The 25181-nt window shown below is 42.9% G+C and carries 19 protein-coding genes; 2 read left to right on the top strand and 17 right to left on the bottom strand.

What is annotated here, in order from left to right:
* Window positions 1-12 precede the first annotated feature (12 nt).
* The 14 genes from KJS63_RS05600 to KJS63_RS05535 form a co-directional block, all read right to left on the bottom strand.
* On the bottom strand, window positions 13-438 hold the full coding sequence (locus KJS63_RS05600; RefSeq protein WP_024982811.1) for a prepilin peptidase: 426 nt from the start codon (window positions 436-438) through the stop codon (window positions 13-15).
* A gap of 13 nt (window positions 439-451) precedes the next feature.
* Window positions 452-781 carry a hypothetical protein gene (locus KJS63_RS05595; RefSeq protein ID WP_024982812.1) on the bottom strand — a complete coding sequence of 110 codons (330 nt, stop codon included), beginning with the start codon at window positions 779-781 and terminating at the stop codon, window positions 452-454.
* A 74-nt stretch (window positions 782-855) separates the two neighbouring features.
* A complete protein-coding gene (locus KJS63_RS05590) occupies window positions 856-1056 on the bottom strand; it encodes a mercury transporter (RefSeq protein WP_231504263.1) in 201 nt (66 codons plus the stop codon).
* A gap of 15 nt (window positions 1057-1071) precedes the next feature.
* Complete coding sequence (locus KJS63_RS05585; RefSeq protein WP_231504261.1) at window positions 1072-1920, bottom strand: conjugal transfer protein TrbL family protein; 849 nt, start codon at window positions 1918-1920, stop codon at window positions 1072-1074.
* 57 nt (window positions 1921-1977) lie between these two features.
* Window positions 1978-2208 (bottom strand): DUF6133 family protein, encoded by a 231-nt coding sequence (locus KJS63_RS05580; RefSeq protein WP_024982815.1) that lies wholly within the window; start codon window positions 2206-2208, stop codon window positions 1978-1980.
* 64 nt (window positions 2209-2272) lie between these two features.
* On the bottom strand, window positions 2273-2614 hold the full coding sequence (locus KJS63_RS05575; protein ID WP_024982816.1) for an Mbov_0395 family pilin-like conjugal transfer protein: 342 nt from the start codon (window positions 2612-2614) through the stop codon (window positions 2273-2275).
* Between the two features lie 15 nt (window positions 2615-2629).
* Window positions 2630-4222 (bottom strand): VirD4-like conjugal transfer protein, CD1115 family, encoded by a 1593-nt coding sequence (locus KJS63_RS05570; RefSeq protein ID WP_024982817.1) that lies wholly within the window; start codon window positions 4220-4222, stop codon window positions 2630-2632.
* Entirely contained in the window at window positions 4191-4685 is a 495-nt protein-coding gene (locus tag KJS63_RS05565; RefSeq protein ID WP_024982818.1) for a hypothetical protein, read from the bottom strand. The genes KJS63_RS05570 and KJS63_RS05565 overlap by 32 nt, the downstream gene beginning before the upstream one ends.
* A gap of 189 nt (window positions 4686-4874) precedes the next feature.
* Window positions 4875-5528 carry a hypothetical protein gene (locus tag KJS63_RS05560; protein ID WP_213618256.1) on the bottom strand — a complete coding sequence of 218 codons (654 nt, stop codon included), beginning with the start codon at window positions 5526-5528 and terminating at the stop codon, window positions 4875-4877.
* A gap of 54 nt (window positions 5529-5582) precedes the next feature.
* Window positions 5583-6281, bottom strand: a complete 699-nt coding sequence (locus tag KJS63_RS05555; protein WP_024982820.1) for a hypothetical protein — start codon at window positions 6279-6281, stop codon at window positions 5583-5585.
* Window positions 6282-6314: 33 nt separating this feature from the next.
* Window positions 6315-6965, bottom strand: a complete 651-nt coding sequence (locus tag KJS63_RS05550; protein ID WP_024982821.1) for a hypothetical protein — start codon at window positions 6963-6965, stop codon at window positions 6315-6317.
* Window positions 6966-7245: 280 nt separating this feature from the next.
* Window positions 7246-8481: a MobP3 family relaxase gene (gene mobP3, locus KJS63_RS05545; RefSeq protein ID WP_213618255.1), complete on the bottom strand. Its 1236-nt coding sequence runs from the start codon at window positions 8479-8481 to the stop codon at window positions 7246-7248.
* Window positions 8462-8944, bottom strand: a complete 483-nt coding sequence (locus tag KJS63_RS05540) for a hypothetical protein (RefSeq protein WP_213581088.1) — start codon at window positions 8942-8944, stop codon at window positions 8462-8464. The genes mobP3 and KJS63_RS05540 overlap by 20 nt, the downstream gene beginning before the upstream one ends.
* Before the next feature lie 201 nt (window positions 8945-9145).
* On the bottom strand, window positions 9146-10123 hold the full coding sequence (locus tag KJS63_RS05535) for a DUF3991 and TOPRIM domain-containing protein (protein WP_213618254.1): 978 nt from the start codon (window positions 10121-10123) through the stop codon (window positions 9146-9148).
* A gap of 166 nt (window positions 10124-10289) precedes the next feature.
* Here KJS63_RS05535 and KJS63_RS05530 point away from each other — a divergent pair, with 166 nt between their 5' ends.
* Together KJS63_RS05530 and KJS63_RS05525 are read left to right on the top strand one after the other, a co-directional pair.
* Complete coding sequence (locus KJS63_RS05530) at window positions 10290-12368, top strand: ATP-dependent nuclease (protein WP_213618253.1); 2079 nt, start codon at window positions 10290-10292, stop codon at window positions 12366-12368.
* Window positions 12353-14302, top strand: coding sequence for a UvrD-helicase domain-containing protein (locus KJS63_RS05525; protein ID WP_213618252.1), 1950 nt, complete (start codon window positions 12353-12355; stop codon window positions 14300-14302). Before KJS63_RS05530 ends, KJS63_RS05525 begins: the two co-directional genes overlap by 16 nt.
* A gap of 78 nt (window positions 14303-14380) precedes the next feature.
* Here the strand turns inward: KJS63_RS05525 and KJS63_RS05520 are convergent, their stop codons facing one another.
* The 3 genes from KJS63_RS05520 to KJS63_RS05510 form a co-directional block, all read right to left on the bottom strand.
* On the bottom strand, window positions 14381-17518 hold the full coding sequence (locus KJS63_RS05520) for an Eco57I restriction-modification methylase domain-containing protein (RefSeq protein WP_213618251.1): 3138 nt from the start codon (window positions 17516-17518) through the stop codon (window positions 14381-14383).
* Window positions 17518-18345 (bottom strand): DNA adenine methylase, encoded by an 828-nt coding sequence (locus KJS63_RS05515; RefSeq protein ID WP_213618250.1) that lies wholly within the window; start codon window positions 18343-18345, stop codon window positions 17518-17520. The genes KJS63_RS05520 and KJS63_RS05515 overlap by 1 nt, the downstream gene beginning before the upstream one ends.
* 214 nt (window positions 18346-18559) lie before the next feature.
* Complete coding sequence (locus KJS63_RS05510) at window positions 18560-25150, bottom strand: SNF2-related protein (protein WP_483874610.1); 6591 nt, start codon at window positions 25148-25150, stop codon at window positions 18560-18562.
* Window positions 25151-25181 lie beyond the last annotated feature (31 nt).

Genomic DNA, 25181 nt, shown 5'->3' with positions numbered 1-25181 from the left:
TTTGCATTCCTCCTAAGCTCTATGAATGATCCAAAAAGCGATGATGCCGCCCACAGCCAAAAACGGCGCAAGCGGCATCGCTATATTTTGACTATTTTTGAAACAGGAATTGGCGGATTGGAACAACCACCCGATCAAAGCTATTGAAAGTCCAATGATCGTTTGCAGAAATCCCCCGGAAACGCCTAAAACAAAGCCGCAAGCAGCCATCAGTTTTATATCTCCGCCGCCGATCCTCCCATGGGATAAAATCGCCGCTGCAAAAAAGGGAAGAGCGGTAACAAACAAACCTAATAGGGCAGGGAGCAGGGAGACTTGAATCAAACCGATAAATAAGATGCATGCCGGAAGCATATCCGGGATTTCCCGTTTTCGGATATCCGAAATACTTGCCCACAGCAGCAGACTGGCAAAGAGTATACCTTTTACTACCCACATGATTCGAAACTCCTTAGGGATTGTCAGGCCATTCGTTCATCGCGATATACGGATATTTTTTCTGACCTTTGGCGAAACGGATCATCTGTTTCATTTGATCCAGTACCGACAGATTCATGCGATCTTTCGTAGTCATCATGACGGAAGCCGAAACGCCGATTAGAAAGGTGACCATGGTTAAGGAAACGCTTCTCCCGAAAATCCAGAGCAGCAAAGCGACAAGGCCAGCTCCTAGCGAACCGATTACCGATTGAAAGAGTTGCTTTCGACCGAATCCGGGAAACAACTCCGTTTCCGATTTTACGCCCATGGGGATATAAAGGGTTTGAGGATTGTCTTCCATGAAAAACCTCCCGATTTTGTGGAATGAAAAAAACGACTGTCATTTCAGGCGCTTGAGTGACCAAACATCATCGCCTATTGATAGTAAAACAATACGATATCTTTGATCTGCCAGATGCTTTCAGCCAGTACATAAAACAGAATCACGTTTCGGGTTCTCTTTTTATACTGCGAGCTCTCCTCATCCGCACCCGACAGGCGAACCATGCAATAGATAAACCGGGCGACGCAGCCCAGACGAATCAGCAGAATGACCGCTTGGGCCAGTTCGTCCACCGTAACCAATGGACATCACCCCGTTTTCATCAGCATCTTGCGCGCCATACCGACCAGTCTGACGGAATGATATACATTGTTGACGACTCCCCCATTGCCGCCAGTCGTAATAAGGAAGTCGGACAAGAAGCGCGGCGTGCGAATGGCCAGCACCATGCAGGCAAGACCCCAAAAGATGTGCATATTCAACATTAACCCGACGCCCAGCTTGGCCAGCGTAATTTGTACGACAACGGCCAATGTCGATTGGGCGAACTTTTGGGAGTAGGCTTTGAACACGCCCTTATCGTTGTCCAACAGTCCAACGCAAGCGAGGGGCACCCCAATGCGCAAAATGAGAATTTCCAACCCGCGCATGAGAAATTGAAAGTAAAGAATGAAATAGCAGATGATGAAGATCAGCCCGAAAATGGCTGTCACCAATCCCAACGAGCTAATCCCGCTTACCCAGGCATTCCAATCGTAATTGGTCGATTGCCCGAGGGCAACAAGCAGCTTGTCCGTTAACTCTTCCACGATCTGGCCCAGCCATAGATAAATTGTCGGGAAACAAATCGCTACGGCCATCGCTTTGAAAAAATTGGTGAGCAGCGATAGCGGTTCTTCATCAGGATCGCCATCGGACCACATCACATAAATTTCAAATCCCTTTTTCAAAAACTTCAAAATGATGAGGGAAACCCCGAAGCCGAACAAAATATCGAACAGGGAATCCGCGATATTCCCGCCCGAGAGAGCGGTCATAGAACGTTCAGCGTACAGGGTCATCGGAATAATATCTTTCAGCAATGTATCGATGTATATCAAGGCTCCATTCAGGATGGCTACGATCAGCACCACTAAAATGGCTTCCAGTTTCCTCAACCTCCTTTCTACAGGAACGGCCTATACTTGTCAGCCGTTCCCGCCAAAGGGTATCCGTTATCCCCTGTAATTGAACATGTTCCGAATCCGTTCTGTCAGAGTAGGCAGGATCGTATCGCTGAAGAGCAGATACAAGCCCGCAAGCACCAAAGCGCCGATGACGACAGCCATCAAAATTTTCACGGCAGTATCTACAAACCCTTCGCCGCGGCGGTCGGTGATGACCGATTTTGCCAGCAAAATACGTTGCATCGAGTTTTTCTTTACGGTTTTCAGCCACTTTTTCATATGTGTTACCCTCCAAAAATGTAGTGAATTTCATCAAAAAAGCCCCAATCAGGGCAGATTCGGTTTACTTGTAGTAGCCAATAATGACGTTCAGTGTGGCGGAACCAAGTACGGCTCCGATACAGGAAACAACGGCAACGATGATGCGGTTGTTCCATTTCTTCTGATCCATTTCATCCGCTGCAGAACGCCGAATACAGAAGTAAATGATCAGCAGACCGGAAACAACGGGAGCGAGGATCATCAGCCAGGTTGTGACATCCCCAATCAGCTTTTCCGTTCCCTTTACAATCTTGCTGTTTTGGATATCCGCTGCATTAGCAGGTTGGGTCAGCCATAAGCTTGTGCCCAACACAAAAAGAGCCATTCTGCTGTAGCGAATGACTCTGCGTATCCATCTCTTCATTTCAAGGCAGACCTCCTATTCTATGTCCGAATTGGGTCCGAAAAAAACGTTACCCCCTGTTGCCTCCTGGAGTCTTTTCTCTTCCAGTTGTCTGGCGATGTCTTTCTGATAATAAATCCAGATATTCCACAGTTTCACCTCCTTTCGCGTATCGGTCCGAACTGGCCGCTTTCGTTCCCGTTCTTCCCGAACCTGACGATTATGCTCTTTATCGCCCAACCCCAGCATGGCGTTAAAAGCCCATTCGCTTAAATCGGGCGAAAACATCATCGCGGGGTGGCTTCGAGAAATGACAATTTGATACGGCCGGGCGACGCGGCGCACCTCGTCTACGGTCAAAAGCTTGCGTTCCATCAGGTTCATGCTGTGCGATGTGCTTGGCGTAGAATATTTGCTGTTAGAAGCAGAGAGCTGGTAACTGGAAGTGGTGTACGTGCCCAGTTTTTCGCTGACTTCCCGCAGCGTCTCCAGGTCATCCGCCTGCAAATAAATCCAGGTTTGACAATTTGATTTGATTGTACTGGCGGCGTGAGCATCATACTTTTCCTTGAGTTGCTCAAAGCTTTGCAAGAACAAATTGAACCGCATGCCGCGCCCGCCGCCTACCGTCAGCTTGTTCGTGAAATCGGCAATCGGTGTAAAGTTACCGAATTCGTCCAGAATGAAGTTCACGCGCCGTTTCAGTCTGCCGCCGCGTTTATCTGCCTCTGCTGTTAGTAACTCATACAACTGCGATACCATGAGGGAAGCGACAGGGTAGAAGGTCGTCTTTTCGTCCGGTAAAATGATAAACAGCGCCTGTTTCTTCTCCCCCAATTCGGTTAACGAAAAGTCGCTTTTGTGAGTAATGGCATAGATGGATTTGGACGTGAAAAGACGCAGTGTCGTCAGAGCTGAAGTATAGAAGCTTCCCTTGGTGCGCGAAGGCGCGATGTCGGAAATACTGAGCAGGGCTCTGGCAGGATGGGTGGGCGGGAGACGCTTCATATAGTCCTGCATTGGCGTTTTATTTCCGATTTGACGGTTCATCTCGGCCAAAAACCAGTAGACGTTGGTCAAGTTCTGGTATTCCGGCCGTTTGGCATTGTCCCACACCACACTTAAAATCGTGGCGGCGATGACGGACATTTCCCCGTTTGTCCAGATTTTTTCTCCCTGTGATTTGCCGACAAGAACGTTGGTCATATCCCAAGCCAGCATTTCCGCCTGTTCCTGATCACCGCGAAGGGCGGCATCAATGATCGGTTGGAGCAGATTGTAATGATGGCTTTTTTCAGGCGTACGGAAATCCAGTGCATACACGTCATAATTCAACTTTTGCAAAAATTCGTGGGTATAGTGGTACAATTCGGCTTTGGGGTCAGAAATGACCAGCGATTCCCCGGCAAGGCCAAGCGTACAGATGGATTGCAGCACGACCGTTCTCGATTTTCCACTGCGGGTTGCGCCCAGGCAAAGCGTGTGCACATCGTCTTGGATGCAATAGATGCGTTCTTTCCCGCGCAGTTTGTTCATGCCTACCACGATTCCGCCTTGCGAGAAGGGCAGAGGCTGTTCCTTTGCAGCGGCCCCGTCTTCATTCTTTGAAATGTTCTCCGGATACTTCATGAGATTGCTCCTCCTCCCCGCGTTGGTAAAATTCCAGATGATCGTAGCCGGTCGCGATGAGTTCCCGGATCAGCGGATGCTTGAGATCCAGTACGAGCGTATCAAAAGCGGACTGCTTCTCCTGTTCCGTCAACCATCTGGAAGAGCCGTGCTGATGCTGACCAACTGGAACCGGCGTTTCGATTTGCGGCGTGATGTGGGCCAGTTCACTTTGGTAAGGGCGATGATTCGTAAAAAAGAACATTGTGGACACGACGCCGACCAATCCTTGCAAGCATAAAAAAAGCAGCAAATGTTGTTTGCTGGCAATGAGACTTGCGATACAACCTGCGAAAGGAGTGAAAGCAAGCGTATGGGATTTTCCGGATAAGATGCCGTGCAAGGCGGTGGTAAAGAACAGATTGAAGAACGCTCCAACAACGAAGAGGAACAAACAGATGATCACCTTGTACTTGGTTTTCACAACTCATACTCTCCGTTTGGCTCAAAAAAGTCGTCGGTCTCCGGTTCACTTCCATACGATAAGGAAGATTCGGCAACTTGTTCGCTGGTACGAAGCGGATGACCGATTTCCTGGTCTACCTGAGCTTGTAAAAATAACCCTTTGGGGGCAGGAAAGTCTTGAATCCATCCCCACTCGTCGACATGACGGTTATGAAAATCGACGTAATCGGGGGAAATCCTCGCATAGCGTATGCACCAGACTGTCCTCGTCGATAATCAGTTCGAGCACTTGCGGATGCGATGCCGACAGTTCATAGATGGGGATAGCACAGTTCGCATCAAGGGTATAAAACAGATAGTTTCCTTCAGTTTCAGCATGCTGCCGCGCTAAGTCGGACAAGAAGAGATCGGCAATGGTCTGATGGACGGCTAACGCGGTGTTCCCTTCACCTTCAATCAAACCGATCCCATGGTGGATCGCGTTTGTCTTGGCAATGTCGCCCCAAGGCGAAGTCTGCGGTTCTTCCAATGTTCCGAAATATTCAGGAACAAAAAAGGGGCCTTCCTTTTCTAATTGTTCCGGCGTTCCGTACTTCTCTTTAAAATTGGAGTCCGTGATCAGGTCTTTTTGCAGCAGTTCGTAGGCCGGAATCATGCTCTTTTGGTCATCCTCGTAATGCAGATACCCGTCCTTTTCGTTGCCAAGTGCAATGGCTTTCGGACTTAGCAACTCTTCTGCTTGCTCAGTGGGAATGACGATTCCGCTTTTATACTCGGCCACGATCTCATAAACATGAAGGGCGATTTCGGTGCAGGTTATGATGTTCCCCCAGAGGGAGCTTTCCGGTCTTACGCTTGCCAAGGCAAATCCCTCCTTGTAACGACTGCTTTAGCAAAGTAGTTGGAAACACAGAGACTAATCTCCGATTTCCATTTCTTCGGCCAGCAGTTCATCTTCATGTTGAAACTCGAGTTCGAACTCCAGATGAATTTCCCGATCCTTTAATGCCGGCAGAAGTTCCTCAATCCGTTCGATGATGATTCCGGCTCGTTCGAACTGTTCGACCGTTTTATCGTTGGGCGTAATCATGAATTTGATCAGTTCGGAATGGATCAGGACCAGTTCTTCTTCACTAAACAGCTTTTTTTCATCTACGAGTCCACTCCGTACTGCGAAGTTTTCCAACGCTTCTTCTTTATTGTAAAAATACTGCCGCTGCACTGGCGTTCCGTTTTCCGGGGAAAGGCGATACGTGGAAAACACATACTCAAACATGGGATGATGCTTGCAAGCCAAGATCACATCGTTGTATTCGCTCAGCTTATAGACGCCGTTAGCGATTTTAGGGTCTTTGTCCGTGTAAGGTTTTTCCACGCAGATTCCAGCTTGCAACGCCGATTGTCTGGCCAAATCGTGAATCGCGCTCATGAGCCGGTCCGGCACGGTCACGAATGGGTTTTTCTCGATCGTGTCCATCCGGGTGTAGAAGGCGACGAGCTGATCTTTGTAATACAAATCGGCCAAATAGTCGGCAGAGGTGGAGCGTTTCACTTCAAAGCCTTGTTTGGTCACGGCTTCAAAAAACTTTTTGTAGAACTCCGTTTTGCTTTTCAAAAATGCCATCTCCTTTCACTTTGCGGAACCGTTTTAGCGTTCGTAATCCAATTCGCAGTCGGATGCAGGTTGCCGAACGGTTTGGGAAACTGGGGCTACAGCTTCAATGTGTCGAATTAATTGGTCAATTTCTTGCTTATCTGCGTAGTCCAGATTGATATCATGGAACCTAGAATAGAGCAACGCGGAATAGAGAAGGGAAAGCTGTTCCTTGCTGAATAATTTTCGTTCGTCCACCAGTCCGCTGCGTTGGATAAAATCTTCTTTCGCCTGCTCGTATTCATTCCGATAAAAATAGTGGCCCAGCGTTACACCCGTTTGATCGAAATTGACTTGCCAGGTCACAAAACGAAAATGGCCGTTTCCGTCGTACCGGGCAGCCAATAGATGTTGGTTGTATTGAAGAATTTTTTTGTAACTGTTCACGCCGGATAGTTCCAGATGTGGAGCCTGACGGTAAGCCTGCTCCATCTCCCAAACTTTTGCGATGACACCGGGAATTCGGCGGGCAGGCGTGGTGTCTCGATCAACAGGGTAATGGACTGCACCGTCCTCTTGGATGTATGCAACCGGGCGATCATCATGGAGCACGGTTAGAGGAAAGCGATCCTCCGGTTTTAATTCCAGGCCCAAGGGAGAAAGCTGGACTTGCAATACATCTTTCATACGTTCATTGATTTCCATAAGAACAACGCTCCTTGGGATGGTTCGGGGGAACCTTCTGAGCTGTACGTTTTGTTTCCGAGTTCTTTTTTTCTTTCCTTGAACGTGGATGATTTCGCGGAGTCTGCCGCATCATTCGTTCGTACTGTTGATGTTTGCCTTCGGTAAATAACATAAGATCGTTCCTTTCTTCAATCAAAATGAAAAGCCATTTCGTAAATAAAGGGTGTAATTATCCACAGAATATTCACCGGTTATTCACAGATTTATCCACAATGGTGGATAGAGAATATGATGGATGTTATCTTTCTAAACCCTTGTCCCGATGTTTTATAAACCATTCCTTTTTGGCTTGTTTGGATAACTCCGTGCCCATGGCTTTTGCTTTGTCATCGTAGTCTATATTGCCGTTCATGATCAGACTCTCCAGCATATCAAGGATGCCAACCAGAAGCTGCTCGGCCAGGTACTGTCGCCGTATCCTATGGTTTTGTTCCATGGATACTTCCCGTTCCATTTTGATCAGCGTACGGACCGTTCCCAAAATACGGTTCACGATTCGCTTTTTCGCCTCGGTCAGATACTTCTCACGGTAGTTAGCGATACGTTCCGGATCGGTGTCATACAGCATCGCGATTTGGACTTTGACTTGGACATAATCCTCAACCATTTGTGCCAGATAGGGATTGGTTTTCATCAATTCCTGTACAAGTTCATCCAACATGGATTTCACAGCAGGGGGGAGGAGTTGATAAGCGAGTCTACCGGTTTTCGGCATGTTTGCGCGGAGTTGAACCAGTTTTTCGGCTAGCGCAGCGGCATGGCTTTGCTGAAAAAGATGGTGTTTCGGCAGACGGTGTAGGGAATCTTCATCCTCGTTCATAAAGCGCTTGTAGAAAACCTTGAACGATTTCGGGTTCAGATTCTTGATATACAACTCGAATTCACTTACCATGCGGTCGGTGATTTCCGTAATACCGGATTTAAACTGATCCCGCAAAGCGCAAAATTGTTTGATCTTGTAAGCAAAGGTGTCTTTGATCAATTGCCTGCGTATGCGATTGGGAATCTCGGGGTGGGTATAGTTTTTCAGGATGTCCTGTTGTCGATCCCAAAAGACGACATGAAGATGCGGATGCTCCTTCTCATTATGGACAGCGGCGGCCCAACAGAGGTTCTTTCCTTTAATGTGATTTTGGGCGGCGATGGTGGAGATATGTTGTTCAATATACTGTTGCCAAGCCTTCTGATTGGTTAGGCCCAGTTCCAGCGCCGTATCTCGTTTGAATGAAATGACGCTACGATACATGTTCTTTTTTTGTCGGGATAAGTCGCGGGCCAGTCGGGCCACTTCTTGCCAAGAGGAAAACTCCTGCAAGTCTCCGGGGCGCAGCTTCCCGAACAACCCATGATTCATGCCTTCATTCTTCACCGCACCAGGACGGGTGGCAATATATCCGGTATGGCAGTAGTTGCTTTTCGCCGTTTTCGGGTGGTTGGGATGGAAGAAGCGCTGTTTATAGATCAGGATCGACATCGGAGTCGCCCCCGCGTAGATGCTCGATGCTCTGATCCAACGCATTCCCCGACAAAAACAGTTTTTCTGCATCGGTGAGCTTCATTTTGACATAGTCCACCGCAAGCCGCCGCGCTTTCTTCTCGATCTCCCGAAAGGTCGTGTACCGATTCGTATCAATCAGATCGGCGATAATCGCGATGGTGGAGTAGTAGGAGGCAGCCGACATGATTAAGTCCTTGCTGGCGAGTCCGGCTAGCCGGTTGCTTAATCCGTCAATGGCAATTTTGATCTCCTGGCGGATGATGGCCGTGATGAAATCGATCTCCTCGGTATAAGCCTCCACAGACATGCCTTTTTGGATAAAGGCCCTTACGATATCCGCCATGCTTAAATGCTTGGAAGCGGCGTATTTCTTTAATGCTTCGTATTGTTTCTTGGGCAGCTTGACGGTGATCTGCACCGTTTTATCTGCGCGTACCAAGGGAATCACCTCACTCTTGGGAGCTATTTGCAAGCGACATTCGATTGTCGGAGGAAACCCCATAAAAATGTCGGTGAAAGCTCTGCTTTCACGCTGTTTTTTCGCAAAATGACATTTTGCTATTCCTGCCTTTACACCAAAAACAGAGGGGGCCCCCTCTGTTTTTGGTCTGGCAGTTGTCTTATCCAATGGAAAAAAGATCTAATGCTCATACTCGCATTCCCCCTCTCTGATGGCTTGTTCTGTTTCATATTTCGCTTGGAGTATGGCAGTCAGGTCCTCATTGAAGTCTTTGCGGAACGGTTTCTCAATCGATGTCTGGTAGCCTTGATCGTTGTACTTTTGGGCAAATTTTAAGGCAGCCTCTTGTCCCCAGTTGGGAGCAGGGCTGCCATCACGAAACGTTGCGTTATGGTCGTTATCCAGGCAAAAAATGATTTCATGAATACGGTGATGTTGGAGAAATCGTTCCAGGGCAAGGTCGGACAGACAGCCTAGGGAAATGCGATGGTCGTTTTTCCAATCCAGTCCTTTCAATTTTGCAAGCGTAGCATGGCTCATGCCGTCAATGGGACTTTCGCATACATAAACTTTTTGACTAGACCCGATGATGTGAAAGGGATAGCTCTTGTCGGAATGTTCCCGATCTTGCTTGAAAGGACGTTCCGGCCTGGTGCCGCGCAAGGAGCAATACTTGGCAACACCATTCTTATCGTAGGCGACAAAAACACAATTACCGGTTTTATCCTGCTGATATAGCTTTTTTTCGTGCATTAGACAAGAGACGATTTCCGGATCGATACCCCGAACATGGATCAGATACCAGGCTACACGTTTATAGTTAGGGGCTTTATCCGGGAGCTGAAGTTTGCCGGAAGGTTTAGGTAGGGAAGGAACTGTCTGATACTGCGGCAAGCCAGTTTCTAGTAAATACGCAACGGCCTCTTTAAAATCCATTCGCATAAATTGCATCACAAAGTCGATGGGACCGCCGCTGGTGTCTGTTGAGAAGTGATAGAATTTGTTGCTATCCCGGAAAAAGTAAAGACCGCCACTTTGCTTCGCATGAAGCGCGCGGCGGCCGCCATTTTCAAGAATATAGCCTTGAAATTTGGCGAATTCGATTAAATTGATGTTGTTGGCTTGTATGATTTGGAGAGTAGTAAAGAAATTATTCATAAAAACAACTCCTCAATCAATTTAAAGAAGGCATGACGTTTATACAAATTTCTACAAAATCAGAGGAAAAATCAGGTATGAAGTCGAATTTATACAGGAACGAACACATTCTTTTGGCCCATATTGATGGAGTTTATAAAGAACTATATAGCCCGAGGTGATGGTTATGTTTTTAAAAAAGGTTCATATTAAACGATTTCGAAATTTTGATGATACAGTAGTTGAATTTCAAGATGGTATAAATATAATTATTGGACCTAACAATTCAGGGAAATCAAATTTGCTAAAGGTTATTAATCTTCTGGATAATATTTCAGAGAATACTGGATCAGTGCATGATTTCAATAAAAATGACCTTCACTCAAATCTTGAGATGTATAAAAAAGATCCCCCAAGTATCGAAATTTATTATCATATTCAACACTCACTTAGATTAGATAGCTTTGACGATGGTATTTTAAGATTTAGGAATTTCATTGTTTACAATGAAGATGGGAATGTTTTAACTGATGATGAGAAGTATGTAATCAGTGCAGTAGTTTTGCTTAAATACGAGCTTGATCCAAAATACTTAAATGACTACCGTGATGAAATGAAAAGTAAAGATAAGCTTCAAGATTATCTGCTTTCATTGGAAAAGTTTATCGTAAAGTTTTCTTGGAATTACTATAATACGACGTCTCATCAAAGTATCAAAAAAAATGAAGTACAGAATATCTTTAATATAGACTACATACCAGCCGATAGAACTACGGATGGTTTACTCCCACATACCCAGAGATATGTCAAGAAGCGTCTAGACATGTATGATGGGAAAGTCGATTTAAGAGCCAATATAACTCAATTGCTTGGGACTAGCTTTGCAGAGATTACAGAAGAAATGAAGCAATTGATTGAAATCGATCAAGACAAAGTAGGAATAAAGAATGGAAATAACTCTTTAACGCCTAGTTTTATATATGACTCCCCATTCGAACGTTATTTTCAATATATACTTCAAGATACGTCATTAGGGTATGAGATGCCGATGAAGAATAATGGTTTGGGTTATAACAATCTTGTTCAGATATACAATATCATTGCGTTCAAAATTAATAATGACTACAATCTTCTGCTGATTGAGGAGCCAGAAGCACATCTACATCCGGCAATGCAATATAAACTGTTTAGGTATTTGAGTGCTTTAAAACAGGCAGATGAATTATCAAAGAAAAAAGAGAGAGAAAAAGCTCAAGAAGATGGTGTGAAAGGTGACAGTGGTAGAATTATCAAAAATCAGATTTTCTTAACCACCCATTCACCTAATATAACAGCGTCAGCTGATATTGATGATATGATCTCACTGAAGTATTATCGTAATTCTGTAGTGAATGAACATAAAGTTGTTTCGGATAATTTAAAAAATAAATATATGAAAGAAGAATATAAGGAAAGTAAAGCACATCTGGCTAAATTTTTGGATGTGACAAGGTCTGATATGTTATTTGCTTATAAAGTAATTTTAGTAGAGGGATTAGCAGAAAAGATGTTAATGTCTGCATTTGCAAGTAAATGTGGAATTGATTATGAAATTGAGAGCAATCATATCTCAGTAGTAGAAGTTGGTGGCATAAATTTTGATCATTTTCTTCCATTATTTATAAACACGGGTGTTAAAGTTCTATGCTTTAGAGATTGTGATTACAAATATTTTGAGGATGGGAAATTTAATGATTTATCTTTATATCAAGAACACTTAACTTTAATGGAACCAATAAGCGAAGAATTTTTAGGAAATGAAAATATTTTAGTTAAAACACAAAAAAAATTAGGATCAACGTTTGAGAATGAGCTCTTTTTAGAAAATTTCGAGAATAGATTCGTTGTAAAAAGGTTGCTTAAATTTGTTTCACCAGACAATCTGCATCCATTTATTGAGGGTATTGAGGATATGTCAATACTCGATTGGAAAATGAATTTAGATCTAATAACGCATCCAAAAACAAGAAAGAAGGTTAGTGATTACATTGAACTGTATATACATGACTATACAAATGCTGACGATGAAGAACTTCAACAAAAAATTGAGAAGCTGTTTTTTGCAAACTTATTTCTGAGTTATGCAAAAAATAAGAAAGGTGACCTTGCATTAAATATTCTTTCAAAAAATGTTCAAGATGATTTGAATAAGGAGCCCAAATATCTTATTAATGATTTAATCGTTCCGGAATACATAAGGGAGGGATTAGAATGGCTCAGGAAATAAACTCTTCTGATGATTTACGGATCTATGATAATAATAGGCATCTGAAAATATATGCTGGTCCAGGAGCTGGAAAGACTCATTTATTAATTGAAAATATAAAGCAGATGGTCCAGCATAGTGCCAAACTTCAGAGTGAATTTCGGAAAATACTTTGTATTACGTATACAAATGTTGCTGTTGAACAGATTCAAAACAGATTAGGAGCATTTAATCATAACGTATTTGTATCAACCATTCATTCTTTTATAAATGAATATATAATCAAACCTAATCAGGTCCAATTAAAAAAAATTATAAAAGAAGAATTTGGTTTGCTTATAGATAAAAACAAAGAAATAGTTTCGGTACAAGAAGGTTTTTCAGTTTTAAGTGGTCACAAAAAAGAAGATATTTATAGTTATCTTGAGAGAAACTACCCATTAATCCCTTCTAATCTATATAATGATTTATCACGCAATAAAATGGCGGACGTCCAGGTTGACATTGCTTTATTAAACTCTGGATATATAAACGAAAGTACTGGTATTTGTTTGAAATATCATCAGAACATAACGCAAGAAGTAGCCGTAGCTGTAAAAAAATATATTTGGGGTGAGGCAGGAAGATTGACCTTTGATGAGATTCTATATTTTGGTTATAGAATTCTTAAGAATTATGAACTTTCAACTCATCTTATTAGGTGTGAATTTCCATATATTCTAATTGATGAATATCAGGACACGAATCCAATTCAAAATAAGATTGTTAGAATTCTTTCAGAGAAAGAATCTATTGTAGCTGTAATTGGTGATATAGCCCAATCCATTTATTCTTTTCAAGGGGCCGATTACAGGGAGTTTCATAATTTTAATTTATCTTCAAGTCTACCAATTGAAAATTATGTGATAAAAGGGAACAGGAGAAGTACCCAGAATATAATAAATTTATTAAATTTCTTGCGGCAAGGTGACATTGAATTAAATGAGCAGACTTGTGAATTGAACTTTGAAAATAAACAAAAAGTAACCTTTTTAATGCAGAGGAGTAAAAACAATTTTTCTAAACCTCTTGAAACAATACTTGAAAGGAACACAGTATTTTTATGCAGAAAATGGTCTGAGGTGTTAAAGTATATCAGTAACATTGATGAGGATCAACGTAGGTTAGTAAACAACATAATAAATGCCTACTCATACCAGATGGGAAGAAAATTAGAAAATGAGATTGAAGCAAAAAGGGAAGCATGGATTGAATCTATGCTAGCTATTAATGAACTTGAAGAAGCATTCAGTAGGAAATGCATACCGAGTGCGTTTACAGTATTTGAAAAATACTTTAACATCGAACCTTCATATCGAAGTTTTAATCAGGAAAACAACCTATTATTAAAAAGAGTCTTTACATTTTGGGAGAATGTAAATAGCTATATTGATAATACTATATTGCTCAAAGATTTAATAATAAGAATTAATGAATTAATAGATGATTTGGAGATTCCGGTAAAATCCTATCTCAGATATCCTTTTGAAGGTGACGATGATTATTACGAAGGGGTATACAAATATATCGATAAGTTACAGTATATAACGTCAAAAAAAATTTGCTGTGAAATATTTTCGGAAAATAGTAGGTTTATGACAATACACAAAGCTAAGGGAGCAGAGTTTGATAATGTACTTATTAATATTGAACGGGCTGATAGGCTGGACTCCGAAGAATGTTCTCCTTTAAACGTTTTATGCAATCCTATTATTTTTGGAAATTCAATCACTGATAACGAAAAGAAGTACGAGGAGTTCACAAGAATAGTATATGTTGCTGCGAGTAGAGCTAGAAACAAACTATACATCCATTTAAATGGCGATGAGGAAATTTCAGGAAGTATTGATCGAATTCTTGAAGAGTACTGTAAAAAGAATGGGAAAGAAAAGTTTTATGATTTTGAGTACTGCTAGTACTATACTTTTTGGCATGAAGAATTATAATGAGCAGTTAGTGAAATCTAACTGCTCAACTTATGAATACCAGGTTTCTTAGATTATTTTATGAAGAAGACGAGAAATTTTTTCTCGAGTAGATTGAACAAGGTTATTATCGTGGTGGGCATTTAAAGATAGCTGTGATAATTCCTGATGATAATCATTTGACTTATCAAATTTCGGCAAATTAAGGTATTCTGTGACGTGCGTTCCGATTTGTGTAGTTTCAACATATCCCATTACAAACTCTTCTATTTGCGGAGCGTTTAATAAGGCACAGAGATAATGAGCTTCAGCTTCAGAGTAAAGAGGGACGAAATATAACTTATGATCAGGGATAACAATTCTTTTCGTTTCCCAATAAGGGCTTGATATACTGGATAATACACAAGCTTGTAGTCTTCCGGATATTTCCGGCCATGCTACTTTATAAGGTGCAAATGAATACTCACCAACATTCCAAGAAGAGTAAAACGGAGCATTACGTTTTGCTTGATAGCGTCGAAAGCTCCCACGTGTTGTTAAATGATGAACTTCATTATTTTCAAACTCTCTAAAAAAACGAAGTGTTTTATTGTAGTTTAACCTCATAAAATCTTCAGGAAAACCATCCATTTTTTCTTGTGGAACTATTCCATAAATATTCCCAAATTTCCATTGAAATGAAGATACTTCTCTTCCACGAGCAATGGGATAGACTAGATCCTTTTCTATAATCGAACGAATGATGGGAATACCGGTTGTTCTTCCAAGGGCAGGGTTGTTCTCGAAAATTACTTCTGATTGCCCTCTTTTTTCAAGAATTGCTCCGTAATAGATTCCATTCCTATCAGTGCATATTCCTTTTCTTGCAGGATAGTTGTGTTCTCCTTGACGATTAATTAATTGTATACATTGATCAACATACTCGGGTGTTAAGGTTAACCATGGCCCGCCATCTGTATATATAGGATAGGCAGACCTATCAGATCTTATTGTGTTATCAAGGACTGTTTGAAGAGAGGAATCATCTGAGATGCGGTTCTTGTTCTTTTTGCTCCAAACAATCCATGGAACAGGATATTCAGTTTTTTTATTTCCTTTTTCCAGAAGAATTAAGGCGGGTTTATTGGTCGCCCCCTCGAAAGGTTTTATGTTTGTAAAATCCTCCACTTTTATAACTCTAAATTTCGTCTTCCTATCATTTGGAATCTCAAATTTACGGAATCCCTCAGATGATTCTGTTTTAAAAACACTTCTTGTAATTAAAAAGGCTAATTTGCCATTTTGTTTTAACCATTTCTCGGCAGTTGAATACAAAATAACTGTGGAGATGTCAGTCTCAATTCCACCAACAAATCTATCTTTGGAAAAGAGACCGTAATTCACACAAAATTCCTTGATAGAGTTCCTATACACATCAGGAAGATTAGTCCAACGCAACCATGGAGGATTTCCAACAATAACATCAAAATTCTTTAAAGTCGCAGAACTAAAGTGATTTTTGATTATCCTACACCAAATTCTATTCCAATTCTTTTTTTCAAGCTCCATGATATCATCATATAACTTAACAATATCAGATATGCTTTCGGCTAATCCGAGCCTAATCATGCTCTCTTTTAGATGTTTTCTAGCCTGTTCTTGTGTACAGAATTTTTCGGCTGTTTGAATAATCAGTTCTTCTACTTGAATAAGTACTGTTCCTAAAAAACCATTTGAAACAACTTGATCTGGAATAATTAATTCAATTGGCCCCATTGTAGTTTCGATTCGATAAGTGTATCCTTTATCTTGCTTTTGTGGCGATAGAATCGCATCGCTTAGATATACAGGAATTTCTATGTCACCATCTGCATATCCTAATAGATCACCAAGCGCAAGTAGGTAGTTAGTTCTACTTGCAATAACAGCTAATGGATTTAAGTCAAACCCATAAACATGTGTTAAAATATGTTTTAAAAGTGCATCAGGACTCATTACCTTTTGCAATTGATCGATTTTTTCTTTTATACATAGCACTAAAAAAGTTCCTGATCCACAAGTAGGATCGAGTATTTTATCAGATGGTAGAAATCCTGATGAATTAATTGTATATTGAGCAAGCCAGTCAGGAGTATAAAATTCCCCTAAGTCATGCCTGATTTGTTTTGGTAACAGCCGCTCGTACAAAGTTTTTAATAAGTCACGTACAGATTCTGGCATAAGTGATGGGGTAGAAGGTTCATAGTCACATAAGCATTCTTGCACTTCTAGTATTGCCGCGGCAGAGCTTTCATCCCATTCATTCAGATACCAAGCAAAGAAGTCACCTTCTAAAAAGTTTGTTATTCCTAACCGCCTAAATATAGTACCATTCTCCATTGTTTCAATCATGGATCTTTTTTCATCTAAAGAAGAAGTCTTGAATTTATCGTAAATTCCACTTGTTTCTTTAGCGTTTTCTATGATAAAGACTGCTATTAATTTTATGAGTATTGAATAATAAGTGTGGAGAACAAAAATAAACTCAGCAGGTTTATTATTAATATCTATTCCTAATTGCTTTGCAATACTGTTAACACCGTGTTCAGGGCCAGTAAACTGCCCGAAACCTGATACTTGTCCAAACAATCTGCACCATTCGGTAAAATACATAGATGTACGTGTATCCCGATGGGTCTGAAATCGAGACCATAGTGCTCTTATAACATTACCAGTTATTTTACTCTGAGGCCCGAAATCAGATAGTACATTAGATGTTGTTAAAGCTTTATAATTTAGTGAGTGTATATATTTCAAAAACAAACGAATTGATTCAAAGTTGATGGGCAGCAGAGGTGATACTATTTTTTTGTTTGATTGATTAAATCTAACAAATCCAATATTCTTTCCATCTAATAAAACTGCAATATATTTATCAGCTGATTCTTTATTCTCTTTGGCTAGATTTTTTATATATTGCAAAGCTTGCTCAGTTGCCCGATCATAACCATTTTTTGATGCTAGTTTTCCAGGCTCTTTATATTCAGTAATCAAATGGTGAAAAAGGGCATCTATACGGCCATTACTTACTGTGACTTCATATCTGGCATCATAGTGAACTCCTATTTGAGGCAAATGAGTTTTAAGTATACTTTCGCAACCGAGCCGTACATCTTCTTCTGATTTGGCGTTTTTTCCGACTTCAGTGATTTCATGTTCAATTAGTCTAATTAACTTTGATATGTCCATTAGTTTTCTCTCCCTATACCAAAATCACATACAATTTGCTCAGGAATCATGAAGTTAGAAATGAATAATTCTTTGCCGACTTCTCTAGCTTTTTTATTTGAACTACTATAAAACCAAGATGCAGGGTATAGATAAGCCCATCCCTCGTACAATTCTCTAACTTCCTCGCAATCATCATATGTTATAAAAAATTTATGTTCTGTATCTTTTAACAAATTGGAGAGCTTTACATGATCATCAGGCGTCATTCCTTGACGATATAGGAGATTTCCTTTGTAATAATAAGGGGGATCGAGATAAAGCAGAACATTTTCCCCGGGTTCTTGAATTACGTTCGAGAAATCTAAGGCCGTAATTTCAACTCCTTGCAGCATTTCACTGCACAAACGAATTTGTTCGCACAATGCAACAGGATTCCAGCGGCAATCAATAGTATAGTTGCTTTTTTGCTCAATCCCACCAATTGGATTTCCTTTCAATATTCCGCTAAACGTCGTACGGTTTAAAAACAAGGTACGGAACCCTTTCTCTAAATCCGTATTTAACTGTTTATCCTTTATTTGTCTCCATAGCTCAACTGTTGGTTTTGTAGACATGACTAAATTGCAAAGTTCATTAGGATAGTCTCTCATTGAGATAAAGAAGGCTGCAATTTCTTCATCATAATCATTCAACCAGTTTCTCTGACATTTCGGTTTACCAAAAAATGTAGACCCTCCGCCAACAAAAACATCTCTATATTCTACATGAGGGACTTCCCAAAACTGTGTGAATCGATTAAGAACTTTTTTCTTGGCACCTGGATATCTAAGAGGGGATTTAACCATTATGCAATCATCCTTTTAATACGTAAATAAAGCGAACGTTAGTTTGTATAAGAATACTATAACAAAAAGAATAGAAAAGATGAAGCTTTGAGCATTAACCTTTCAATTATAGTATATAAATCGAAGGATGTATATTTTTGAGTTCATATTCAAATGAAGTGAGAAGTCTAGTTAATTCACGAATTGGATGATTACCTAAATAACCATTATCCGTCTAGTCCTCCTTTTCCAACTCAAAGGACTTCTCTGCATGTTCGGACCGTCCTTCCTCCGTTTGCTCATCGATCATGATTTCTTGTCCTTGTAGTTCCTCAAACTCCAGTGCCGAATTAATCTCGGATTGCCGGGCTGCCATCTCCTGCAATTTTTGTTCAAATTCAAAAGGCTTGTCGATTTCGTTTTTGGCAGCCGTTAGCTGATCGTGCATATCTTTTTGCTTTTGTTCAGCATCTTGCAGCAAAGAGGAGATTTTTTCAATGGCATTCTCGATACGGGAAATGTTGCCCAATTCTGACTCACCTAAATCAATGGCGTAGCTTTTCGCTCCTTTGATCTCCAGATGCATGTTGTACATCGATTGACGGACAAGCAGAAGGTCGAATCCCCGATAAGATCCGATTCGTAGGGATTCATCAGGATGCAATACCGTCATGTTGAAAAGGAGAAGAAGCATCTCGCCAGCCTTGGGGCGTTCCGTAAAGGTTTTTCCGTCCAATTCCATGACAAAAGATTGGTTCATGGACTGGCGGGACAATTGAATGTCCGCCTGTAAATCCTTGATTTCCTGTTGTATCTTTTCGATCAAGTGCGGATACTGCTTAATTTTGCCCTCGAGCATCATGCGCTCGTTATGCCAATTGGATTGCAGCAGTTTCAGGCGAATGACTACGTTGTCTACCTGCATTTTCTCCGCAAGCAATGGATTCGCGGTCGCAATGGCTTTCACTTCGGCGGCAGAAAGAACCGTTTCATCGGCATCTTCACAGGAGCGGGAAATGCTTTTACCTGTTATGACCTGGGAGATATAGCGAAGTTTTTGTTCCTGGATTTGCCATAAGTAAGAGTCGAAAGTTCCCTTGGTGACATAACGGAATATCTGGACGATTTCGTTCCGATTTCCTTGCCGCAGGATACGGCCATCACGCTGCGTAATGTCTGCCGGTCGCCAGGGGCAATCCAAGTGGTGGGCAGCAATGAGACGATCTTGCACATTGGTACCAGTTCCCATTTTTTGAGTCGATCCGAGCAATATCCGGACTTCGCCGCGGCGAACTTTTTCAAAAAGTTCCTCCCGCTGCACCTCGGTCTTCGCATCATGAATAAAAGCAATTTCTTGTTCAGGTACACCGAAATGAGACAGTTGGACTTTTACCTCATCGTACACGTTAAATTGTCCCGGTTTCGGAGTACCGCTGTCGCAAAAGATCACCTGAGTGAGCCGATCATCCTGAGTTTTCTTCCAAATGTCAAAAACGTTGGAGATACAGCAATTCAGTTTGGAGTCCGGATCGGAGGGGGCTTCTTCGTCCACGAGTCGGGGATCAATGGACATGAGTTTTGCTTCGTGTGTCAGCTTCAGCATATTGTCTTCCGTAGCATCCACTTCGTTGTTCCGTATTTTCTCGGCTCGCTCGACAAATTCACTCATCATCATCTTTTGAAAAGGAGTGCATTCGCTGACGACGATGGTTGTTTTACCGCCTTCCAACTGTGGGGTAGGAAGTTTTAGCATGTCGGAAGTCTGAATATCGGCAACAAGACGAAATAGGCTCATCAGCTCCGGCAAGTTGTGAAACTTGGCAAAGCGGGATTTCATCCGGTAGCCGCTGCCTTCCGGGGTGATCTCCAACGAGGTTATGACCTCACCGAATGTTGCGGCCCAGTTGTCGAAAAAGTGTAATCCCAATTTTTGCAGCAAATGCGGTTGAAGGTAGCGCTGCATCACATACATCTCAGACATGCTGTTACTGATCGGTGTGCCAGTAGCAAAGACGACGCCGCGACCGTTGTTGATTTCCTGCAAATATTGGCATTTCAGCAGCATGTCCGTCGCTCGTTGGCTGCTGGATTTACCGATGCCGGCAACGTTACGCATTTTAGTGAATGTGAAGCAATTTTTATACGCATGCGCCTCGTCGACAAATAGCATATCCACACCAAGCTGCTCAAAAGTTAGCAAATCGTCCTTTTTTTCTTCATTTGCCAAGCGTTCCAGACGGGATTTCAAGTTGTTTTCAAAGACGACCATTTGTTTAATGCTCCAGTTATCTCCTTTTTCTTTCTTCATTTGGTCGATCATTTCGGAGACATTGCGGATTTCATTTTGCAGGAGCTGCTCCTGGCGTTCCTTGGATATGGGGATTTTTTCGAATTGGCTATGGCCGATGATGACCGCATCATAATCTCCCATCGCAATCCTTGAGACAAATCTCTGGCGATTAGCCAGTGCAAAATCTTTTTTCGTCGTCACTAGAATATTAGCAGCAGGGAAGAATCGTAAAAACTCATTGGCCCATTGTTCGGTTAAATGATTGGGAACACAGTACATCGGTTTTTGAATCGCACCGATTCGCTTCAAGTACATGCCGGCGGCAATCATGGCGGCGGTTTTACCTGCGCCGACTTCGTGAGCCATAAGCGCTGTGCCGGAATAGATAATCTGGGCTGCGACATCCTTTTGATGCTTCCGCAGAGCCATTTCCTCGTTCATGCCTTGGAACACCAGATGATCGCCATCATAGGTACGGGGACGGATGGTATTGAATTTGTCGTTGTAAATGGCTAGCAACGTATCCGCCCGTTCCTTATCCCGAAACAACCAGGCTCCGAAGGCTTCTTTCATTTGCTGCTGTTTGGCACGGGCAATCATTGTTTCTTTGGCATTGACGACGTACTTGACTTTCTCCTTGCCGTTACTGTCCAAGTAGGTGACCGGATCCCGGACCGTGATACTTTGCAAATTCAGGCTGCTTTCAAAGATCTCGTAGGCATTGACGCGGTGAGTACCGTAGGTTTGATTTGCCTTGATGGAGTTTCGTTCCAACGTTTTACCGGATACTCGCCATGTATTGGTATATTCCAAATATTCCACATCGATGGCGCGGGTTCTTTGAAATGTTTGGGATGTACCGAAAGTTTCGAACATAAAATCCCTATAATAGCGTACGGGTATCCATGGGCTGCCAATACGAAAATCGATATCGCCCGGCAACAGAGGGGCAGGTTGAACGCGGGATAACACATCTACATTACGCTCGAACAAGTCAGGAAATTCTTGCGCCTTTAACGTGGCGTAAGCTAGCTTATCTTTCACGTTGCCGGACAAATATTCCTCGTCCAGTTCCCATCCTTCTTCCTCATCGCCGGTATATTTTTGTGGATTGAGGAAGATACGATCGCCTAGTTCTTCCCGCACTTCAGCGACCGATTTTCCGCATAAGTGGGCAATATACGGCAAATCTACTCGAAGCCGTTGATTTAAGCAAATTTGCAAGGCTTCCAGAGCGTTATCTGCATGGTCTGGCAGACGGTTCATCTTAATCGTCGGACGGGAAAAGATGGCAGCCTTCACCCATGTTTTTTCTGGAGTCTGATCTTCGATGGAGCGCAGGAGTGGCAGTTGATCATCATCGGCAAAAGCAGCCGTGTTCGCTCGATCATTGAGAAATCCGTGTTGCTGGACAAAGCGGTCGTATACCTGATTGAGTTGCTGCTGGGCTTTCTTTAGCTCCGTTTCGTCGTATCCGGATTCATGGGATTGGATTTGAATGACATCCAAGAGAGCCGACTTGATTTCGCACAATCCCTTGATGCGATCGGCCTTTTTGCCTTTGATGTCCTGCGGTAACAAATAGCCATTCTCGCAGTAAAAAATTTGACCTTCCTGAATGATATAGGTAAAGTTTTTGGTTCCAGGAGGAGCCTTGATTGGTTTGACTTCTTCCTCATCCAACACATCCGGCAAGTTTGTTTCCCATGTTTTTTCCGATGCGCCGGGTAAGGAGGCTTGTAGCGTACTGAGTGCTTGCTCCAGCAGGGGAGATAGTTCCTGGTTGTCATGCGGCACACAAGCTGTAGTCTGCTCCGGCCCATACATGCCGCGATCCCAAACCATTCGTCCCAGCACCATTTCAGGATGAGAGAGATAATAACGGTTGATCGGCACGCCATCTTCGGTAACACCGGTAAACACCCATTCTGGCATGTCTTCCCTTTTCAACGACTTCAGCGGCTGTTCCCGTTTTTGCAGAAAGACGATGTCTGTTGTGACTTCGGCTCCGGCCAGCGATTGAAAGGTTGTGTTGGGCAGGCGTACGGCTCCAATCAGGTTCGCTTTTCGCGCCATGACCTCCCGGACGGAGGAATTCTGTTTGTCCAATGTTCCTTTACTTACGATAAAGGCCAAGATCCCGCCAGGTTTGAGCAGGTCCAAAGATTTAACGAAAAAATAATCATGGATCAGGTAATTGCTCGTGTAGCGTCGATCAAATACACGAATATTGTGAAACGGGATATTGCTGAAAATAGCGTCAAAATGATTGTCCTGAAAATCGACCGTTTCAAAGCCCTGTAGATGTATGGTTGCTTGAGGATATAGCTGCCGCGAGATTCTGCCAGTGATGCTGTCCAATTCCACGCCATGAAGCTCGGCCTGTTGCCAATCCAGAGGCAAAACTGAAAAGAAATTTCCGGTTCCCATGGAGGGGTCCAGCAATTTGCGACCTTCGCCATCCGTAAGGCCAAAACGATGCAACGTGGCATGGATGTGTTCAATAAGGAATGGCTCGGTATAAAAAGCTGTGATCGTGGAGTTCCGCGCCGCTGTATATTCCGTTTCATCCAGCAATTGTTTCAGTTCCTGATACTCTGTCTCCCAACCGGACGCGGATGGATGAAAGGCATTGGCCAAACCACCCCATCCGACATAACCGGCCAAAATCTGTTGTTCCTCCGGGTTAGCTAAGCGCTGGTCATATTCCAGTTGCTTGAGCAGTCGAATAGCTTCCACATTCCGCTTGTATTTGCTTTTCGGGCCTGAAACGTAAGGAGAGTTTTCAGGATTGAAACGATAGTTAATAGCGTTGATGCGAGTGGGTGAAGAAGTGGGGACATCCGATACCTTGACGACTACTCCGTGATTTTCGTATTCCGTTTCGAGGTCTGGAACATCTTGATTCGCAACTTTTTCAAGCGTTACGGTTGTCTGGTCGCCTGCATCCTGCTCATCGTCTGTTTCCTGATGTCCTATTTGCAAATCATAATCGAACAATGTCCATTCCGGTTCAACGGGAGGAAAGGGAGCAAAGTTCTCATCATAACGACCATCCCGGATCAGATCCAGAATCTTGGTGGCGATTTTATTCCATGTGAACGCAGCCTGATGTTCTCCATCCGCATCCGACCAATACAACTCGATCCCTTTGCCGTTGTAGTCGTATCCGCTTAAACCGCTGCCGAATTCTCCTCTAGCACCGCCGATTCCGTAAAGGGACTTGAGCAATGCGGCCAGTTTAGCCGTTTTTACGGGTTGAGGATCCCCCGTAACAAATTGATACACACGCGGTTTGATCACCAATCCGCCTCGGTCGCTGCGCAGCAGGTGCTCCAGCATATCTTCGGCGTCATGCCTAATGCTGTCGGTTTCCTGTTTAGGTGCAAAAAAAGAACCGCTGGCAGGCGGTTCAGGATTCGGCTTTGATTTGGTTATCTCGGTTTCAGTACGATGTCGTTCAGTACCAGTTCCTCGGCTATGGACTTGATCTGATTCAGGTGGCGTGTCCGCTCCAAAATGTCTTCGGTCTGCGGCATCGGACGAAGTCGGAGAAGCTGTTCGGTGAGCTGGTTCATCTTCTCGTTGGCTTCCTGATCCGCCTGATGCATTTTTTCCATCAGGTTCCCTTGCATTTTTAAGCTCATGAACCTCTGTGGATAATGATTGCGCAAATAGTTCAGCGTCATTCGCCCGTATTTGCCCAGGGGCTGTTGGTCTGCCTCCGCTTGATTGGAGATTTGCAGTTGGGGATAAAGCAGGCCGTCCGTCTGTTTGGAATAATTCAGATTCACCTTGATTTCGGTCATGTGTCATACTCCTTTCCTGTTCCAAGATTTTTACATGTCTCCCGATGTCCAGCAGGATTTCTTTGGATAACTCGGTGACGAGACCGCCGAGTTGGGACATTAGAGGCACGGTATTCCAATGTGGGATTGTATCAAAGGCTGAAGAGAGGACGGATTCCGGCAAGCCGCAGCGCTGATGAATGAAAAAACGACTGCTCGCTTCAATCAACTCCAACATTTGATCTTCAATGCCCCCGGTAGGAAGCGAACCAAACAGATGATCAGTCATGTCCAGTTCCATATCCTGCATAGACACATCCAAAGAAGCGATGCTTTGTCTGACCATCATACTGATACATTCGCTAAGATTATCGGTATCGTAAGAAGACAGTCGGCCTGCCAATTCAGCCATATCCAAATGTTCCAAACGCCATGTTTTTGGTGCAACCTTACCGTAAGTTTGGGAAACATCAAATAAATAATCCAGCGTTAACCCGGCATCGCGATAATCACAGACAGCGATCGCTTTTTCTCCTTTGGAAACATAACGCCCCAATTTGTTCCAAAGAGGCAAGGAGGCCAGCATGGTTGCGGTAGGGTTTTGCATATAGATCAGCAGGGCATTATCGAAGGAATATTTATAAATACCGGAAGCAAAGGTCAGATAGTCCGTCCAGGCTTCAGGTGTATTGGAAATATAAGCTACTCCGGATTCATATAACGATTTCAGTTGTTTCGCACGCGTCATGTGGTTGTCCTCCTTCCTCCATGGTTCGAAG

It is taken from the genome of Paenibacillus sp. J22TS3 (assembly GCF_018403205.1).
In the GTDB taxonomy this organism is placed as follows: domain Bacteria; phylum Bacillota; class Bacilli; order Paenibacillales; family Paenibacillaceae; genus Fontibacillus; species Fontibacillus tuaregi.
This window is presented reverse-complemented; position numbering and strand designations above follow the sequence as displayed.

What these genes read in the sequence shown, in the direction of transcription:
- KJS63_RS05600 (WP_024982811.1), bottom strand. Translation starts at nt 438, where the DNA reads ATGTGGGTAGTAAAAGGTATACTCTTTGCCAGTCTGCTGCTGTGGGCA.
- KJS63_RS05595 (WP_024982812.1), bottom strand. Translation starts at nt 781, where the DNA reads ATGGAAGACAATCCTCAAACCCTTTATATCCCCATGGGCGTAAAATCG.
- KJS63_RS05580 (WP_024982815.1), bottom strand. Translation starts at nt 2,208, where the DNA reads ATGAAAAAGTGGCTGAAAACCGTAAAGAAAAACTCGATGCAACGTATT.
- KJS63_RS05575 (WP_024982816.1), bottom strand. Translation starts at nt 2,614, where the DNA reads ATGAAGAGATGGATACGCAGAGTCATTCGCTACAGCAGAATGGCTCTT.
- KJS63_RS05570 (WP_024982817.1), bottom strand. Translation starts at nt 4,222, where the DNA reads ATGAAGTATCCGGAGAACATTTCAAAGAATGAAGACGGGGCCGCTGCA.
- KJS63_RS05550 (WP_024982821.1), bottom strand. Translation starts at nt 6,965, where the DNA reads ATGGAAATCAATGAACGTATGAAAGATGTATTGCAAGTCCAGCTTTCT.
- mobP3 (WP_213618255.1), bottom strand. Translation starts at nt 8,481, where the DNA reads ATGTCGATCCTGATCTATAAACAGCGCTTCTTCCATCCCAACCACCCG.
- KJS63_RS05535 (WP_213618254.1), bottom strand. Translation starts at nt 10,123, where the DNA reads ATGAATAATTTCTTTACTACTCTCCAAATCATACAAGCCAACAACATC.
- KJS63_RS05530 (WP_213618253.1), top strand. Translation starts at nt 10,290, where the DNA reads ATGTTTTTAAAAAAGGTTCATATTAAACGATTTCGAAATTTTGATGAT.
- KJS63_RS05525 (WP_213618252.1), top strand. Translation starts at nt 12,353, where the DNA reads ATGGCTCAGGAAATAAACTCTTCTGATGATTTACGGATCTATGATAAT.
- KJS63_RS05520 (WP_213618251.1), bottom strand. Translation starts at nt 17,518, where the DNA reads ATGGACATATCAAAGTTAATTAGACTAATTGAACATGAAATCACTGAA.
- KJS63_RS05515 (WP_213618250.1), bottom strand. Translation starts at nt 18,345, where the DNA reads ATGGTTAAATCCCCTCTTAGATATCCAGGTGCCAAGAAAAAAGTTCTT.
- KJS63_RS05510 (WP_483874610.1), bottom strand. Translation starts at nt 25,150, where the DNA reads ATGACGCGTGCGAAACAACTGAAATCGTTATATGAATCCGGAGTAGCT.